The following is a 14,387-nucleotide window of genomic DNA, read 5'->3' as shown; positions in this document are numbered from 1 at the left end:
TGCTGGCGCCGAGCACCGCGCGGATCCGGCCGGCGGGTTCCCCGGCGCCCTCGTTGACCACCGCCGCCGCGCTGCCGCGCCGGACCCGGGGCGGGCAGCTTCCCGCATCGCTGCCCAGCACCGCCCCGCCGCCCCGGCCCGCGGAGGACCTGCTCGACCCCGAGGTGGTACGCGCCCGCCTGTCCGCCCTCGCCGAGGGGGTGGCCAGCGCGATGCGCCGTGCCCCGAACACCACACCCACCGGGAGAAATCCATGACCTCACCCGTGACCGCCGGGCTCGACTGGCTGCTCGCGAACTTCGCCGAGCAGGTGCCGGACGTGTCGCACGCCCTCGCGGTGTCCGAGGACGGCCTGCGGCTGGCCGCGTCCCCCGACCTCGCGCCCGACCAGGTCGACCAGCTCGCCGCGGTGATCAGCGGGCTGGCCAGCCTGACCGTGGGCGCGGCCCGGCTCATGTCCGCCGGCCGGGTACGCCAGCAGATCGTCGACATGGACGGCGGGGTGATGCTGGTGATGGCGGTCGGCGAGCGGGCGCTGCTCGGGGTGCTCGCCGCGCCCGGCTGCGACCTGGGCCAGATCGGCTACGAGACGGCGACCCTGGTCCAGCGGGTGGCGGAGGCGCTGGAACCGGCGGCCCGGCGGTGACCGGCCGTCCCCTGCGGCTGGCCGCCGCGCTCCTGCTGGCCGCCCTGACGGCCGGCTGCGGCGGGGCCGACTCCGGGCCGCGGGCCTGGCACGACGGGCGGATCTTCCTGGCCACCGGCAACACCACCGGCGTCTACTACCAGCTCGGCGGCGGCTACGCCGACCTGATCAGCCGGCACCTGCCCGGCTACGAGGCGCGGGCCGAGCCGACCGGGGCCTCGGTGGAGAACATCACCCGGCTGGCCGGCGGCGACATGGAGATCGCCTTCAGCCTGGCCGACACGGCCGCGGACGCGGTCAGCGGCCGGGGCGCGTTCGACGGCCAACCGCAGCCGGTACGGGCGCTGGCCCGCGTCTACAGCAACTACACCCACGTGATCGTCCGGGCCGACGGCAAGATCGGCAGCTTCGCCGACCTGCGCGGCAAGCGGATCTCCACCGGTTCGCCGAAGTCCGGCACGGACATCATCGCCGGCCGGCTGCTCACCGCCGGTGGGATCGACCCGGACCGGGACATCCAGCGGCTCACCCTGTCGCTGCCGGAGACCGTGAAGCGGATGCGGGCGGGCAGCCTGGACGGGATGTTCTTCTCCGGCGGCCTGCCCACCCCCGGCGTCAAGGACCTGCTCTCCAGCGCGCCCGGCACGTTCCGGCTGCTCCCGCTCACCGAGCTGATCGAGCCGCTGGCCGCCCGCTACGGCTCGGTCTACACCACGGCCACGCTGCCCGGGGAGGTCTACGGCACCCCGGCGGCCACGCCGACCATCACGGTGGCGAACGTGATCCTGGTGGCGGCGGACATGCCGGACCAGCTCGCGTACGACCTGACCCGGGTGCTCTTCACCTGGCAGGGTGAGCTGATCAAGGTGCACCCGGAGGCGGCGAACTTCACCCGGCAGAGCGCCGCCGTCACCGAGCCGATCCCGCTGCACCCGGGCGCGGTGCGCTGGTATCGCGACGGCTGACGGCTCAGAGGTTCGCGGGAGCGGTGGCGGCCCGGGCGGCGGCGACCAGCCGGTCGGTCTCGGCGGCCACCGCCTCGTCGTCGGTGGGCGTGCCCGGGTCGTAGCGCACCGTCCAGGTCAGCCCGTCCACGCCGGGCACCCGGCGGGCGGCGATCCGGCCGGCGCCGCCGGGCACCGGGTGGTGCGCGGTGTACGCGACCGAGCGGGTGACCCGGGCCCGCACCTGGTGCGGCAGGTCACCCGGGTCGAGCAGCAGGTAGGTCTCGGCCGGGCAGTCGGCGACCACCAGGTAGCCGTCCCGTTCGGCGACCCGGTCGGCGGGGGTGACGGTGAGCTCGCGGCCGGACCAGACCGCCTTGAGGACGTCGTGCCAGCCGATCCGCTCACCCCGGCCGGGCAGCCACAGCCCGAGGTTGCTGGCCACCACCACGCCGTCGCCCTCGCCGTTGCCGACGGCGGCCCAGGCCAGCACTCGCTCGTCGGCGTGCAGCGGCGGCCGGTCGGCGGGCGGCAGCTTCGGCTTGCGGTTGAACAGTCCCATCACAGCCCTCCGGCGGCCTGCTCGCGCAGTGCCCGCGCGTGCTGCTCCAGCGAGAGCAGTTCCCCGAAGAGGGCGAAGTACTCGTCCTTGTTGCTCACCGGGTTGATCCGCTGGATTTTCGACTTGAGGTCCTTGATCCGCCCGGTCACCGAACCCCACTGGAGGCGGGCCATGGTGATCGAGACGTACCGGGGGTCGGGCTCGCCGTCGATGCGCAGCGGCTCCACGGCCAGCTCGCCGACGAGCGCCTGGCCGGCCAGGTCGTCGCAGGCGTCGCGCACCTGCTCGATCCACACCGCGCCGCCGGCCGCGGTCGCCGCCCCGCCGGCCGCCGCGACGGCCGCGCGGACCGCGACGTGCACGGGGTGCCGGTATTCGGCCGCCTCCACCGCGTCGAACATCGGGCCGGCCAGCACCGGCTCCTGGAGGGCGAGCTTCAGCGCCTCCCGCTCGACCATCGACTGCGGACTGTCCACCGTGGGTGCGGCCGGGGCGGGGCGGGCCGGCGCGGTCGCCTCCCCGGCGGGCTGCCCGTGGGCGGCGGCCAGCACGGCCCGCTGCACCGGCTCGATCTCCATGCCGAGGTCGCCGGCGAGCTTGCGGACGTACTCCGGGCGCTTCTCCCGGTCCTTGATCTTGGCGACCAGCGGGGCGGCCCGGCGCATCGCCTCCACCCGGCCGTCGACGGTGTCCAGGTCGTAGCGGTTGATCACGTGGCGGAGCGCGAAGTCGACAAGCGGCTCGCGGCGGGCGACCAGGTCGCGCACGGCCAGGTCGCCCTTGGCCAGGCGCAGCTCGCACGGGTCCATGTTGTCGGGGCTGACCGCGATGAAGGTACGCCCGACGAAACGCTGGTCGTCCTCGAAGGCGCGCAGGGCGGCCTTCTGGCCGGCGGCGTCCCCGTCGAAGGTGAAGATGATCTCGCCGGCCACGGCGTCGGTGTCCATCAGCAGCCGGCGCAGCACCCCGATGTGGTCGGCGCCGAACGCGGTGCCGCAGGTCGCCACCGCGGTGGGCACGCCGGCCAGGTGGCAGGCCATCACGTCGGTGTAGCCCTCGACCACCACCACCTTGCCCTGCTTGGCGATCTCCCGCTTGGCCTGGTCGATGCCGTAGAGGACGTGCGACTTCTTGTAGATCGGCGTCTCGGGGGTGTTCAGGTATTTCGGGCCGTCGTCGTCGTCGAAGAGCTTGCGGGCCCCGAAGCCGATCGTGTCGCCGGTGAGGTCGCGGATCGGCCAGAGCAGCCGGCGCCGGAACCGGTCGATCAGGCTGCCCGAACGGGACGGGCGGGACAGCCCCGCCGTGACCAGCTCGTCGTGGGTGAAGCCCTGCTGGCGCAGGTGCTTGGTGAGCAGGTCCCAGGCGTCGGGGGCGAAGCCGCAGCCGTAGCGCTCGGCGGCGGCCCGGTCGAAGCCGCGCTCGGCAAGGAATTCCCGGGCCCGCCGGGCGCCGGCCGTGGTGAGCTGGGCGCGGTAGAACTCGACGGCGGCGGCGTGCGCGGCCACCAGGCGCTGCCGCTGCCCCTGCTGGGGGCGGGGACGCGGGGCCGAGCGGTCGTCCTCGACGTAGCGCAGCTGGATGCCGGCGCGGGCGGCGAGCCGCTCGACGGACTCGACGAAGCTCAGGTGCTCGGCGTCCATCAGGAACTTGATCGCGTCACCGCCGGCTCCGCAGCCGAAGCAGTACCAGACGTTGCGGGCCGGCGAGACGTTGAACGAGGGGCTCTTCTCGTCGTGGAACGGGCAGAGGCCCTTGAGGTTGCCGCCGCCGGCCGACTTGAGCGTCACCGTGTCGGAGATGACCTCGGCGATGGAGGTGCGCTCGCGGACCAGCGCGATGTCCTCGTCCCGGATCCGCCCCGCCATCTCCGCCACCTCCTCGGCGTACATCCTGCCCTGCCGGACCGACGATCCGGCGGTCGGGGGGACGGGCGTGTGGCGGACGCCGCCCGCCCCCGGTCACGCCGAGCGACCGGCTCCGGCGGCGGCGTCGCCGATCCGGGGGAACGGCTCGATGGAGAAGACCACCTCGACCGGCACCTGGAAGTAGGCGGCGATCCGCAGCGCCAGGTGCAGGCTGGGCCGGAACTCGCCCCGTTCCAGGTAGCCGACCGTCTGGTAGTGCACGCCCAGCGCGTCGGCGAGCTGCCGCCGGGAGATCCCCCGTTCGGCACGCAGCACGGCGATCCGGTTGTGCACGGTCTCGCTCATCGGCGCCCTCTCATCCGACCCGCTGCATGGCCCGCTCCCGGCGGGCCGCCACCCGCGAGCCGGACTCGCGCCGGGCCATCCGCCGCAGCACCACCGGGGCCAGCACCAGCCCGAGCGTCGCCCACCCGCTGAGCACGCCGAAGGTCTCCAGGTGCCGCCAGGATCCGCCCAGCTCGACGGTTGCCAGGTCGGCGGGGAGCAGCGCCGAGCGCATGCCCAACCCTAGCCAGTAGACCGGGAAGACCTGGGCGACGCCCTGGAGCCAGCCGGGCAGGCCGTTGATCGGGTAGAAGATGCCGGAGAGCGCGATGAGGCCGAAGATCGGCAGCACCACGAGGCCCATGTTCCGGGGATTCTCGATCAGCGAGCCGATCACGGCGCCCAACGGGAGCGTCGCCACGAGCCCGAGCGGCACCACCCAGGCCAGGGTGAGCCAGGCGGCGGGGTCGCCGAGCCGGATCCCGTCCAGGAAGAACAGCCCCGGCGTGAGCTGCAGCACCACGCCGATCAGCGACACCGCCGAGATCAGCACGATCTTGCCGATCAGGTAGCCGAGCATCCCGTTCGGCGTCGCCTTGGCGCGCAGCAGGGTGCCGTCCTCCCGGTCGACGATCAGCTGCTGGGACAGGCCGAGCAGCCCGCCGAAGATCAGACCCATGCCGATCGTGCTGGGCAGCGCCCGGGCGCCGAGGGAGAAGTCGGTGCCGGGCACCGTGGAGCCGCGCATGAAGAACATGGCGACCAGCAGGACCGCGGTCGGGAAGAAGTAGTTCCAGAGGTCCTGTGCGTTGGTGAAGGTGTTGCGCAGCTCGATCATGCCGCGCCGGAAACCGGCCCGAACGGCCGTCGCGGTCGGGTTCATCGCTCGCTCCCCTGCTGCCAGACCCGGGCGGCCCGGCCGGCCCGCAGCCCGGACTCCTCCTCGTGGACCAGCGTGATGTAGGCGTCCTCCAGGCTGGCCCGGCGGACCTCCAGCTCCTGCACCCGGTCGCCGTGCTCGCGGAGCAGGTCGCGCAGGAAGCCGGTGGCGTCGGGCGTGGCGTGCACGTAGCGCTCGCCGTCGCGGGTCCAGCGGATCTCCGCGTCGCCGGCCACCCGGCGGGCCAGCTCGTCGGGCGACCCGTCGGCGATGATCCGGCCACCGGCCAGGATGAGGATCCGGTCGGCCAGTTTCTCCGCCTCGTCCAGGTCGTGCGTGGTGAGCAGGATGGTGGTCTCGTCCAGGTCGGCCAGGCGGTGCACCAGCTCGTGGAACTCCCGCCGGGCGGCCGGGTCGAAGCCGACCGTCGGCTCGTCCAGGAAGAGCAGCTCCGGGCGGCCGACGATGCCGACCGCCACGTCGAGCCGGCGGCGCTGCCCGCCGGAGAGCTGGTGCACCCGCTTGCCGGCGTGCGGGGTCAGGCCGACCGTGTCCAGCAGTTCGTCCGTGGGCCAGGGCCGGGAGATCCGGTCGGTGGCGTACGGCGCGTAGAAGTCGCCGAGGTGGGCCAGCAGATCCCGGACCCGCCACTTGCCGTGGTCGCGCCACGACTGGAGCACCACGCCCACCCGGGCGCGCCAGCGCTCGTCGCCCCGGCCGGGGTCGACGCCGAGCACCCGGACCGACCCGGCCGAGCGCAGCCGGAAGCCCTCCAGGATCTCGATGGTGGTGGTCTTGCCGGCGCCGTTGGGACCGAGCAGGGCGAGCACCTCGCCGCGCCGGGCGGTGAGGTCGACCCCGTGCAGCACGTCGACGGTGCCGTACCGCATGCGCAGGTCGCGGACGTCGAGGACCAGGTCCTGGTCGGGTGGATGGGGGGCCGCGGCGGCCCCCGGGAGTTCGACCGCAGTCATACCGCGAAATGTAGCACCTCTACTACAACCCGAGGTACACCCGCTTCACCACCCATTGCGGATCTTGGATACGGTGGGACCCGATGACCGAGGACACCGAACTGACCGTCGCGCTCGCCGAGTACGAGCACCTGCGCGAACTGAGCCGGGCCGTGCACGACCAGTCCGCAGCCCGGTTCACCTTCTTCCTGGCGGTGGCCTCCGGGGCGACCGCCGTGTCGGCCGGGCTGATCAGCGCCGGCCCGCCGGGCGGCCGGGTGGCGCCCGCCGTGCTGGCCGGGCTGGGCCTGCTGGTCCTGCTGCTCGGCGTGTCGGTCTTCGCCCGGCAGGTCGAGCTGAACGACCGGGGCCGCCGGTACGCCGTCGCCGCCACCGTGCTGCGCACCTACCTGGCCCGCCGGGCACCCGACCTGGCGCCCTACCTGGTCATGCCGACGCTGGACGACGCGGGCCCGTTCGCGCCCGAGCCGTTCCGCCGGCACTGGTTCCGCGACCTGGTCAGCCAGGCCGGCATGATCGCGCTGATGAACAGCGCGCTGGTCGGCCTGGCCGCCGCGCTCGCCGTCCTGGCGGTCGCCCCGCCCTGGCTCGCGGCCACCGTCGCGGCGCTGCTCGTGCCCGCCGCGATCGCGCTGCACCTGCGGGCGATCCGCCACCGGATCGCGGCCTCCGCCGCCACGGTCGGCACGGTCCTCACGGACCGCTCCCTCACCCCACCGCCCGGCACCGGGCCGTCCTGATCACGCGGAGGGTCAGGCGGCGATGACGGCCGACTCCTCGGCCTCGACCTGGGCGTTCCAGGCCGCCTTGGTGGAACGCCAGCCCTCGTCGTCCATGCCGCGCCGCCAGTAGCCCGAGATCGACAGGTCGCCCCGGGGCACCCCGCGCTCGATGCGCAGCAGCCGGCGCAGCTCCTTGACCGCGCTGGCCTCGCCGTGCACGAACGCGTGCACCCGGCCGGGCGGGAAGTCCAGCGCGCGGAGCGCCTCGACCAGCGGCTCGCCCACCGGGCGGCCGGCGCGGTGCAGCCAGCGCAGCTCGACCGCGCCCGCGCTGGCCAGCGGCAGCTCGTCGGCGGGGCCGCCCACCTCGACGTACACCTTGGCGGGCGCGCCGGCGGGCAGCCGCTCCAGGGCGGCGGCGATCGCCGGCAGCGCGCTCTCGTCGCCGGCCAGCAGGTGCCAGTCGGCCGCCGGGTCCGGGGCGTACGCGCCGCCGGGGCCGGCGAACAGCACCCGGTCGCCGGGGCGCAGCCCAGCGGCCCACGGCCCGGCCAGCCCCTCGTCGCCGTGGTGCACGACGTCCACGGTCAGCTCGCCGGCCGCCGCGTCCCAGGCCCGCACCGTGTACGCGCGCAGCCGCGGCCACTGCTCCGCCGGGAACTCGCGCTTGATCGTGGCCAGGTCCGTCGGGTGCGGGTAGCGCACACCGGCCGGCGGGAAGACGAACTTCACGTAGTGGTCGGTGTAGGCGCCCACCGGCAGGCCGGTCAGCTCCGCACCGCCGAGCACGAGGCGGATCAGGTGCGGGGTGGGCCGCCCGGTCCGGACGACCGTGGCGGCGGTGAGCTTCCTGGGGCGCTGCTCCGTCATGCTTCTTAGGCTAGCCTAAGTTGCTGATCTCCCCCACCGGGGTGTCCGACTGCGGACTTCCGTCACGGCTGGTCAGCGGCCCGCCACCAGGCGCCCGTGCCAGGCCAGGGCCGCCGGGTCGGTGAGCGAGGCCACCTGGTCGACCACCACGCGCAGCCGGGCGGCGTCGTCCGGGGCGGCCCGCCACAGCGGCGCGAAGACCGGGTCGAGCGCGTCCGGGGCCCGGTCCAGCAGGGCGGCGACCAGCTCGGCGAGGATCTCCTGCTGCTGCGCGTACCGGGGGCCGGCGCCGGGGCGGCGCATGACGTAGCGCAGGGCGATGCCCTTGAGCAGCGCGCACTGGGCCCGGATCCGGCGCGGCACCACGAGGTCGGCGGCGTAGCGGCGGTGCGGGCCGGGGCCGTGGCGCTCCTCGGTGGCGGCCACCACCGTCGACACGAAACGGCCGGTGAGCACGCTGGTGGTGGTCTTCAGCGCCGCGAGGGCCCGGTGGCTGCCGTCGTACGCGGCGAGCGGGGCGAGCACCGGCTCGGCGAGCAGCTCGGCCAGCACCTCGCCCAGGTCCTCCGGGGCCTCACCGGAGTACGCGGCCGCCACGTCGGCGCAGAGCGCCCGCCGCTCGTCGGCGTCCACGAGCAGCGGGCGCAGGCTGACGTAGCCGCCGTGGATGCCGTCCTCGACGTCGTGCACCGAGTAGGCCACGTCGTCGGCCCAGTCCATCACCTGCGCCTCCAGGCAGCGCCGGTCGCCGGGCGGGGTACCCTCGCGCAGCCAGGCGAAGACCGGGCGGTCGTCGGCGTACACCCCGAACTTGCGCCGGCCGGGCCGGCGCTCCCAGGGGTACTTGCCGACCGCGTCGAGCGCGGCCCGGGTCAGGTTCAGCCCGGCGGAACGGCCGTCCGGCGCGAGCACCTTGGCCTCCAGCCGGGTGAGCACCCGCAGCGTCTGGGCGTTGCCCTCGAAGCCGCCGCAGCCGGCGGCGAGCGCGTCCAGGGCGTCCTCACCGTTGTGCCCGAAGGGCGGGTGGCCGAGGTCGTGCGCCAGCCCGGCGGTGTCCACCACGTCCGGGTCGCAGCCGAGCCGGGCGCCCATCTCCCGGGCGATCTGCGCCACCTCCAGGGAATGGGTCAACCGGGTGCGCAGGAAGTCGTCGGTGCCGGCGGTGTGCACCTGGGTCTTCGCGGCGAGCCGGCGGAACGCGGCCGAGTGCAGCACCCGGGCCCGGTCCCGCTCGTACGGCGACCGCCCGTACCCGGTGTCCTTGGGTGCCTCGGTGACCAGGCGCGCCGCGTCGTCAGCCCCGGGACCGGCGGTCAACCGTCATCCCCGCGGCCGCAGAACGCAGAACTCGTTGCCCTCCGGGTCGGACAGGACGGTCCACTCCACCTCGCCCTGCCCGATGTCGACGTGCCGGGCGCCCATGTCGACCAGGCGCTCCACCTCCGCCTCCAGGTCGGCCGGGCGCAGGTCGATGTGCAGCCGGTTCTTGCCCTCCTTGGGCGCGGTGACCGGGACGAAGACGATGCCGGGCAGCGCGTCCGGCGCGCGGCGGATCTCCACCTCGTCCGGCTTGTCGCTGATCACCTGGTAGCCGAGCGCCTCCGCCCACCAGTGGGCGAGCCGGGACGGGTCCTGGGCGTCGACCGTCAGGTTCTCCCAGACGCTGGTCATGCGGCCACCCTTCCTGATCGACACGTACGCGGGAGCCCAGGTTACGCCCGGCGGGCCGGAATGGCGCGCCCGGACGCAAGCGGGGCCACCGACCTGAGCGTCGGCGGCCCCGGATGCGTCACGCCGTCAGCGGGAGTCGGAACCGGTGGTGGTGATCGCCGCGCGGCCGGCCTCCAGCCGCGCGACCGGCACCCGGAACGGTGAGCAGGAGACGTAGTCGAGGCCGACCTCGTGGAAGAAGTGCACCGAGTCGGGGTCGCCGCCGTGCTCGCCGCAGACCCCGAGCTTCAGCCCCGGCCGGGCCGCCCGGCCCTCCTCGGCGGCGATCCGGACCAGCCGGCCGACACCCTCCCGGTCGATCGACTCGAACGGCGAGATGCCGAAGATGCCCAGCTCCAGGTAGCGCCAGAAGAACGCGCCCTCGACGTCGTCCCGGGAGAAGCCCCAGCCCATCTGGGTGAGGTCGTTGGTGCCGAAGGAGAAGAACTGCGCCGCCTCGGCGATCTGGCCGGCGGTCAGCGCCGCCCGGGGCACCTCGATCATGGTGCCGATCAGCACCTCGACGCCGCTGTTCCCGACCACGTCGGCGATGATCCTCTCGGCCTCGGCGCGTACCGTCTCCAGCTCCTGGACCGCGCCGACCAGCGGGACCATGATCTCCGGACAGGCCGTTCCGCCGGACCGGGTGACCTCGACGGCGGCCTCGGCGATCGCGCGGACCTGCATCGCGAACAGACCCGGGATGACCAGGCCGAGCCGGACGCCGCGCAGGCCCAGCATCGGGTTCTCCTCGTGCATCCGCCGGACGGCGGCGAGCAGCGCCTCCTCCTTGGCCACGTCCTCGCCGCGCTCCTGGGCGACCGCCACGTTGACCGCGAGCTGCTCCAGCGGCGGCAGGAACTCGTGCAGCGGCGGGTCGATCAGCCGCACGGTGACCGGCAGGCCGTCCATCTCGCGGAAGATCTCGATGAAGTCCTCCCGCTGGAGCGGCAGCAGCGCGGCGAGCGCGGACTCCCGCTCCTCGTCGGTGCCGGCAAGGATCAGCCGCTCCACCAGCTCCCGGCGGTCGCCGAGGAACATGTGCTCGGTGCGGCACAGGCCGATGCCCTCGGCACCGAACCGCCGCGCCCGGGCCGCGTCGGCGCCGGTGTCGGCGTTCGTCCGGACCCGCAGCCGCCGCGTCCCGTCGGCGTGCGTCATGATCCGGTGTACGGCCCTGACCAGGGCGTCGTCGGTCTGCTCCGGGTCCAGCTCGCCCTCGAAGTACTGCACCACCTCGGACGGCATGACCGGCACCTCGCCGAGGTAGACCTTGCCGGTGGTGCCGTCGATGGAGACGATGTCGCCCTCGTTGACGGTCTGCCCCGCGACGGTGAACTTCTTCGCCGGCACGTTGACGTCCAGCTCGTCGGCGCCGGAAACACAGGTCTTGCCCATGCCGCGGGCCACCACGGCGGCGTGGCTGGTCTTGCCGCCACGCGAGGTGAGGATGCCCTTGGCGGCGATCATGCCGTTGAGGTCGTCGGGGTTGGTCTCGCGGCGGACCAGGATCACCGACTCCCCCTCGGCGGCCAGCTCGACGGCCCGCGCGGAGGTGAAGACCACCTTGCCGGAGGCGGCGCCGGGCGAGGCGCCGATGCCCTTGGCCACCGGCTGGAACTCGTGGTCGAGCTGGAAGCGCGGGAACATCAGCTGGGCGAGCTGCGCGCCGTTGACCCGGTGCAGCGCCTCGTCCAGGTCGATCAGGCCCTCGTCGACGAGCTGGCCGGCGATCACGAACGCGGCGGCGGCGGTGCGCTTGCCGACCCGGGTCTGGAGCATCCAGAGCTTGCCGCGCTCGATGGTGAACTCGATGTCGCAGAGATCCTTGTAGTGCTCCTCGAGCCGGGCCATGTAGTCCAGCAGCTCGTCGTAGGACTTCTTGTCGATCCGCTCCAGCTCCTGCAACGGCACGGTGTTGCGGATGCCGGCCACCACGTCCTCACCCTGGGCGTTGGCCAGGTAGTCGCCGTAGATGCCCTGCGCGCCGCTGGCGGGGTCGCGGGTGAACGCCACGCCGGTGCCGGAGTCGGAGCCGAGGTTGCCGAAGACCATGGCCACCACGTTGACCGCGGTGCCCAGGTCGGCCGGGATGCGCTCCTGGCGGCGGTAGACCACCGCGCGCTCGGCGTTCCACGACTCGAAGACCGCCCGGATGGCCAGGTCGAGCTGCTCGCGCGGCTCCTGCGGGAACTCGCGCCCGGTGTGCTTGGCGAAGATCTTCTTGTACGCGTCGACCAGCCCGCGCAGGTCGTCGGCGTCCAGGTCGAGGTCGAGGTCGGTGCCCTTCGCGCGCTTGGCCTCGTCGAGCGCGTGCTCGAACTCCTCGCCCGGCACCTCGCAGACGGTCTTGCCGAACATCTGGATCAGCCGCCGGTAGGAGTCCCAGGCGAACCGGTCGTTGCCGCCGGCCTGCGCGCTCAGCCCCACCACGCTGCGGTCGTTGAGGCCGACGTTGAGGACGGTCTCCATCATGCCGGGCATCGAGAACTTGGCGCCGGAGCGGACCGAGACCAGCAGCGGGTCCTGCGGGTCGCCGAGCTTGCGGCCCATCTCCCGCTCCAGGGCCTCCAGGTGGGCCTCGATCTGGTCGGCCAGCCCGTCCGGCTCCCGGCCGGTCGCCAGGTACGCCTTGCAGGCCTCGGTGGTGATGGTGAAGCCGGGCGGGACCGGCAGGCCGAGATTGGTCATCTCGGCCAGGTTGGCCCCCTTGCCGCCGAGCAGGTCCTTGAGGTCCTTGTTGCCCTCGGCGAAGTCGTAGACGTACTTGTGCTCGACCGTCTCTTGCGCTGCCACCAGAGCCTCCCACGCGCGCCATTGACACTTAACGAAGGTTCAGTTCGGACATACCCCGGGAGCGACCACCGGTAATCCCGGCGTCGTCAGCGATCGGTGGGCGAAGGTTAAGCGAACTTCGAGTGGCCTGGGACCGTTCGGTGACAATCGGCACAACGGTCACCACTATCCGCGTCCGTACCGGTTTTTGGGAACGCTTCCACGCGCACTATCACGCAATTCCGATTCCCCTCGTACTCTTGACGGCACTGGTTTTGCTGAACCTGACCATTGCCATATCCCGCGCAAATACACCCCGGAGCCGTCGCCGTGCCGACCACCCCCGCCGCACCCACCGAGAGCGGTCCCGAGCCGCTCGACCGCCTGCCCGGCAGCCAGCCGACCGCCGCCGAGCTGGCCCGCACCGCCGCCCGGCGGGCCGGGGACCTGCTCGCCCCGCCCGCGCCGGTCAGCCTCGGCGACGTGGTGCCCGCCCCGGAGCGGGTGCTCCCCGACCCGGCGGCGGACTTCACGCTGCCCGCGGACGCCGCGATCCGGGTCGTTCCGGCCGGTCGGGACGTCGCCGAGCAGCTCGCCGAGTGGCTGCGCCCGGCCACCGGCTTCCCGCTGCCGGTCACCGACGCGCCCGACGCCGACGGCCCGCTCGTGCTGACCCTGTCGACGGCTCCGCTTGCCGACGCGCATCCCGTCGCCACGGCGGGTGCGGTCGACGCTGACGGCCCGGGCGACGGTGTCGGCGCGGTCAACGCTGACGGCGCGGGCGATGGTGACGGCGCGGTCGACGCGGAGGCCGGTGCTGCCGGCGTCGGTGTCGCGGAGGTGGCCGCCGGGTCTGGTGACGAGGGCTACCGGCTCGACGTGACCGGGGCCGGGGTGCGGATCACCGCCGCCACCCCGGCCGGGCTGTTCCACGGCGCGCAGACGCTGCGTCAGCTCCTGCCCGCCGCGATCGACAGCGCCGCTCCGGTCGCCGAGCGCTGGGCGGTGCCCGGCGGCACGATCGTCGACCGGCCGCGCTTCCCCTACCGGGGCGCCATGCTCGACGTGGCCCGCCACTTCTTCCCCGTCGAGGACGTGCTGCGGGTGGTCGACCACCTGGCCCGCTACAAGCTCAACCACCTGCACCTGCACCTCACCGACGACCAGGGCTGGCGGATCGCCGTCGACTCCTGGCCCCGGCTCGCCGAGGTCGGCGGGGTCACCGAGGTGGGCGGCGGCCCCGGCGGCTACTACACCCAGGCCGACTACCGTCGGATCGTCGAGTACGCCGCCCGCCGCCACGTCACCGTGGTGCCGGAGATCGACCTGCCGGGGCACACCAACGCGGCCCTGGTCGCCTACCCGGAGCTGGCGCCCGGCAAGGTCCCGCCGCCGCCGTACACCGGCACCGAGGTCGGCTTCAGCTACGTCGACCCCGCCGACGAGCGCACGTACGCCTTCGTCGCCGACGTGGTCGGCGAGGTCGCCGCCCTCACCCCCGGCCCGTGGCTGCACCTCGGCGGCGACGAGGCGTTCAAGGTGCCGGCCGACACCTACCGCGCCTTCGTCGAGCGGGCCCAGACACTGGTCGCGGCGACCGGCAAGACCGTGGTCGGCTGGCACCAGCTCGCCCCGACCGGACACGTCGACGGGCGGGTGCTCCAGTGGTGGGGCACCAACGGCGACGACCCCGAGACCGCCGAGGCGGTACGCCGGGGCGCCCGCCTCATCCTCTCCCCCGGCAACCGCGTCTACCTGGACATGAAGTACGCCGCCGACACCCCGATCGGGCACGACTGGGCCGGCCTCATCGACGTGCAGCGGGCGTACGACTGGGATCCGGGCACGCACCTCACCGGCGTACCGGCCGAGGCGGTGCTGGGCGTGGAGGCGCCGCTCTGGACCGAGTCGGTCACCACCCTCGCCGAGGTGGAGTTCATGCTCTTCCCCCGCCTGCCCGCCGTCGCCGAACTCGGCTGGTCGCCCCGGTCGACGCACGACTGGGCCGGCTTCCGCGAGCGGCTCGCCGCCCACGGCCCGCGCTGGACGGCCGCCGGCATCACCTTCCACCCCTCGCCCGACGTCCCCTGGCCCTGTCTCTTATACAACTCT

At 73.8% G+C, this 14,387-nt stretch carries 13 protein-coding genes and 1 pseudogene; 5 read left to right on the top strand and 9 right to left on the bottom strand.

The genetic code is table 11. From position 1 onward, the window contains the following. From ACW0Q9_RS22275 to ACW0Q9_RS22265, 3 genes and pseudogenes are all read left to right on the top strand, one after another. A pseudogene (locus ACW0Q9_RS22275) lies at positions 1 to 257 on the top strand (ATP-binding protein); the annotation flags it as partial. Further along, positions 254 to 646, top strand: coding sequence for a roadblock/LC7 domain-containing protein (locus ACW0Q9_RS22270; RefSeq protein WP_148428814.1), 393 nt, complete (start codon positions 254 to 256; stop codon positions 644 to 646). The pseudogene ACW0Q9_RS22275 and the gene ACW0Q9_RS22270, both read left to right, overlap by 4 nt. After that, complete coding sequence (locus tag ACW0Q9_RS22265; RefSeq protein ID WP_456184309.1) at positions 643 to 1,611, top strand: TAXI family TRAP transporter solute-binding subunit; 969 nt, start codon at positions 643 to 645, stop codon at positions 1,609 to 1,611. The genes ACW0Q9_RS22270 and ACW0Q9_RS22265 overlap by 4 nt, the downstream gene beginning before the upstream one ends. A gap of 4 nt (positions 1,612 to 1,615) precedes the next feature. Here ACW0Q9_RS22265 and ACW0Q9_RS22260 read toward each other — a convergent pair whose 3' ends face one another. From ACW0Q9_RS22260 to ACW0Q9_RS22240, 5 genes are all read right to left on the bottom strand, one after another. Further along, positions 1,616 to 2,152: a hypothetical protein gene (locus tag ACW0Q9_RS22260; protein WP_456184307.1), complete on the bottom strand. Its 537-nt coding sequence runs from the start codon at positions 2,150 to 2,152 to the stop codon at positions 1,616 to 1,618. Then, positions 2,152 to 4,044: a DNA primase gene (dnaG, locus tag ACW0Q9_RS22255; protein ID WP_456184305.1), complete on the bottom strand. Its 1,893-nt coding sequence runs from the start codon at positions 4,042 to 4,044 to the stop codon at positions 2,152 to 2,154. Before dnaG ends, ACW0Q9_RS22260 begins: the two co-directional genes overlap by 1 nt. A gap of 69 nt (positions 4,045 to 4,113) precedes the next feature. Beyond that, on the bottom strand, positions 4,114 to 4,365 hold the full coding sequence (locus tag ACW0Q9_RS22250; RefSeq protein ID WP_456184303.1) for a helix-turn-helix transcriptional regulator: 252 nt from the start codon (positions 4,363 to 4,365) through the stop codon (positions 4,114 to 4,116). A 10-nt stretch (positions 4,366 to 4,375) separates the two neighbouring features. Continuing rightward, positions 4,376 to 5,227 (bottom strand): ABC transporter permease, encoded by an 852-nt coding sequence (locus tag ACW0Q9_RS22245; protein WP_456184301.1) that lies wholly within the window; start codon positions 5,225 to 5,227, stop codon positions 4,376 to 4,378. Continuing rightward, positions 5,224 to 6,198, bottom strand: coding sequence for an ABC transporter ATP-binding protein (locus ACW0Q9_RS22240; RefSeq protein ID WP_456184299.1), 975 nt, complete (start codon positions 6,196 to 6,198; stop codon positions 5,224 to 5,226). The genes ACW0Q9_RS22245 and ACW0Q9_RS22240 overlap by 4 nt, the downstream gene beginning before the upstream one ends. Before the next feature lie 83 nt (positions 6,199 to 6,281). On the opposite strand from ACW0Q9_RS22240, the gene ACW0Q9_RS22235 reads away from it, so the two are divergent. Continuing rightward, positions 6,282 to 6,938 carry a hypothetical protein gene (locus ACW0Q9_RS22235; RefSeq protein ID WP_456184297.1) on the top strand — a complete coding sequence of 219 codons (657 nt, stop codon included), beginning with the start codon at positions 6,282 to 6,284 and terminating at the stop codon, positions 6,936 to 6,938. 12 nt (positions 6,939 to 6,950) lie between these two features. Here ACW0Q9_RS22235 and ACW0Q9_RS22230 read toward each other — a convergent pair whose 3' ends face one another. From ACW0Q9_RS22230 to ppdK, 4 genes are all read right to left on the bottom strand, one after another. Next, positions 6,951 to 7,790: a siderophore-interacting protein gene (locus ACW0Q9_RS22230; protein WP_456184295.1), complete on the bottom strand. Its 840-nt coding sequence runs from the start codon at positions 7,788 to 7,790 to the stop codon at positions 6,951 to 6,953. A 72-nt stretch (positions 7,791 to 7,862) separates the two neighbouring features. Continuing rightward, positions 7,863 to 9,107 (bottom strand): deoxyguanosinetriphosphate triphosphohydrolase, encoded by a 1,245-nt coding sequence (locus ACW0Q9_RS22225; RefSeq protein WP_456184293.1) that lies wholly within the window; start codon positions 9,105 to 9,107, stop codon positions 7,863 to 7,865. Between the two features lie 3 nt (positions 9,108 to 9,110). After that, positions 9,111 to 9,461, bottom strand: a complete 351-nt coding sequence (locus ACW0Q9_RS22220) for a VOC family protein (protein ID WP_456184291.1) — start codon at positions 9,459 to 9,461, stop codon at positions 9,111 to 9,113. A gap of 126 nt (positions 9,462 to 9,587) precedes the next feature. Next, positions 9,588 to 12,296, bottom strand: coding sequence for a pyruvate, phosphate dikinase (gene ppdK / locus ACW0Q9_RS22215; RefSeq protein WP_456184289.1), 2,709 nt, complete (start codon positions 12,294 to 12,296; stop codon positions 9,588 to 9,590). A gap of 363 nt (positions 12,297 to 12,659) precedes the next feature. Here ppdK and ACW0Q9_RS22210 point away from each other — a divergent pair. Then, positions 12,660 to 14,387 (top strand): family 20 glycosylhydrolase (locus tag ACW0Q9_RS22210; RefSeq protein WP_456184312.1); only part of this gene is annotated, 1,728 nt, incomplete at its 3' end.

This window comes from Micromonospora sp. I033, assembly GCF_053890995.1.
The sequence above is the reverse complement of the archived record's forward strand: the minus strand, read 5'-3'. Positions and strand labels throughout refer to the sequence as shown.

Bases quoted from the DNA above. Each gene is read 5' to 3' on its own strand.
- ACW0Q9_RS22250 (WP_456184303.1), bottom strand. From the start codon at position 4,365: ATGAGCGAGACCGTGCACAACCGGATCGCCGTGCTGCGTGCCGAACGG.
- ACW0Q9_RS22270 (WP_148428814.1), top strand. From the start codon at position 254: ATGACCTCACCCGTGACCGCCGGGCTCGACTGGCTGCTCGCGAACTTC.
- ACW0Q9_RS22235 (WP_456184297.1), top strand. From the start codon at position 6,282: ATGACCGAGGACACCGAACTGACCGTCGCGCTCGCCGAGTACGAGCAC.
- ACW0Q9_RS22240 (WP_456184299.1), bottom strand. From the start codon at position 6,198: ATGACTGCGGTCGAACTCCCGGGGGCCGCCGCGGCCCCCCATCCACCC.
- ACW0Q9_RS22220 (WP_456184291.1), bottom strand. From the start codon at position 9,461: ATGACCAGCGTCTGGGAGAACCTGACGGTCGACGCCCAGGACCCGTCC.
- dnaG (WP_456184305.1), bottom strand. From the start codon at position 4,044: ATGTACGCCGAGGAGGTGGCGGAGATGGCGGGGCGGATCCGGGACGAG.
- ACW0Q9_RS22230 (WP_456184295.1), bottom strand. From the start codon at position 7,790: ATGACGGAGCAGCGCCCCAGGAAGCTCACCGCCGCCACGGTCGTCCGG.
- ACW0Q9_RS22245 (WP_456184301.1), bottom strand. From the start codon at position 5,227: ATGAACCCGACCGCGACGGCCGTTCGGGCCGGTTTCCGGCGCGGCATG.
- ACW0Q9_RS22260 (WP_456184307.1), bottom strand. From the start codon at position 2,152: ATGGGACTGTTCAACCGCAAGCCGAAGCTGCCGCCCGCCGACCGGCCG.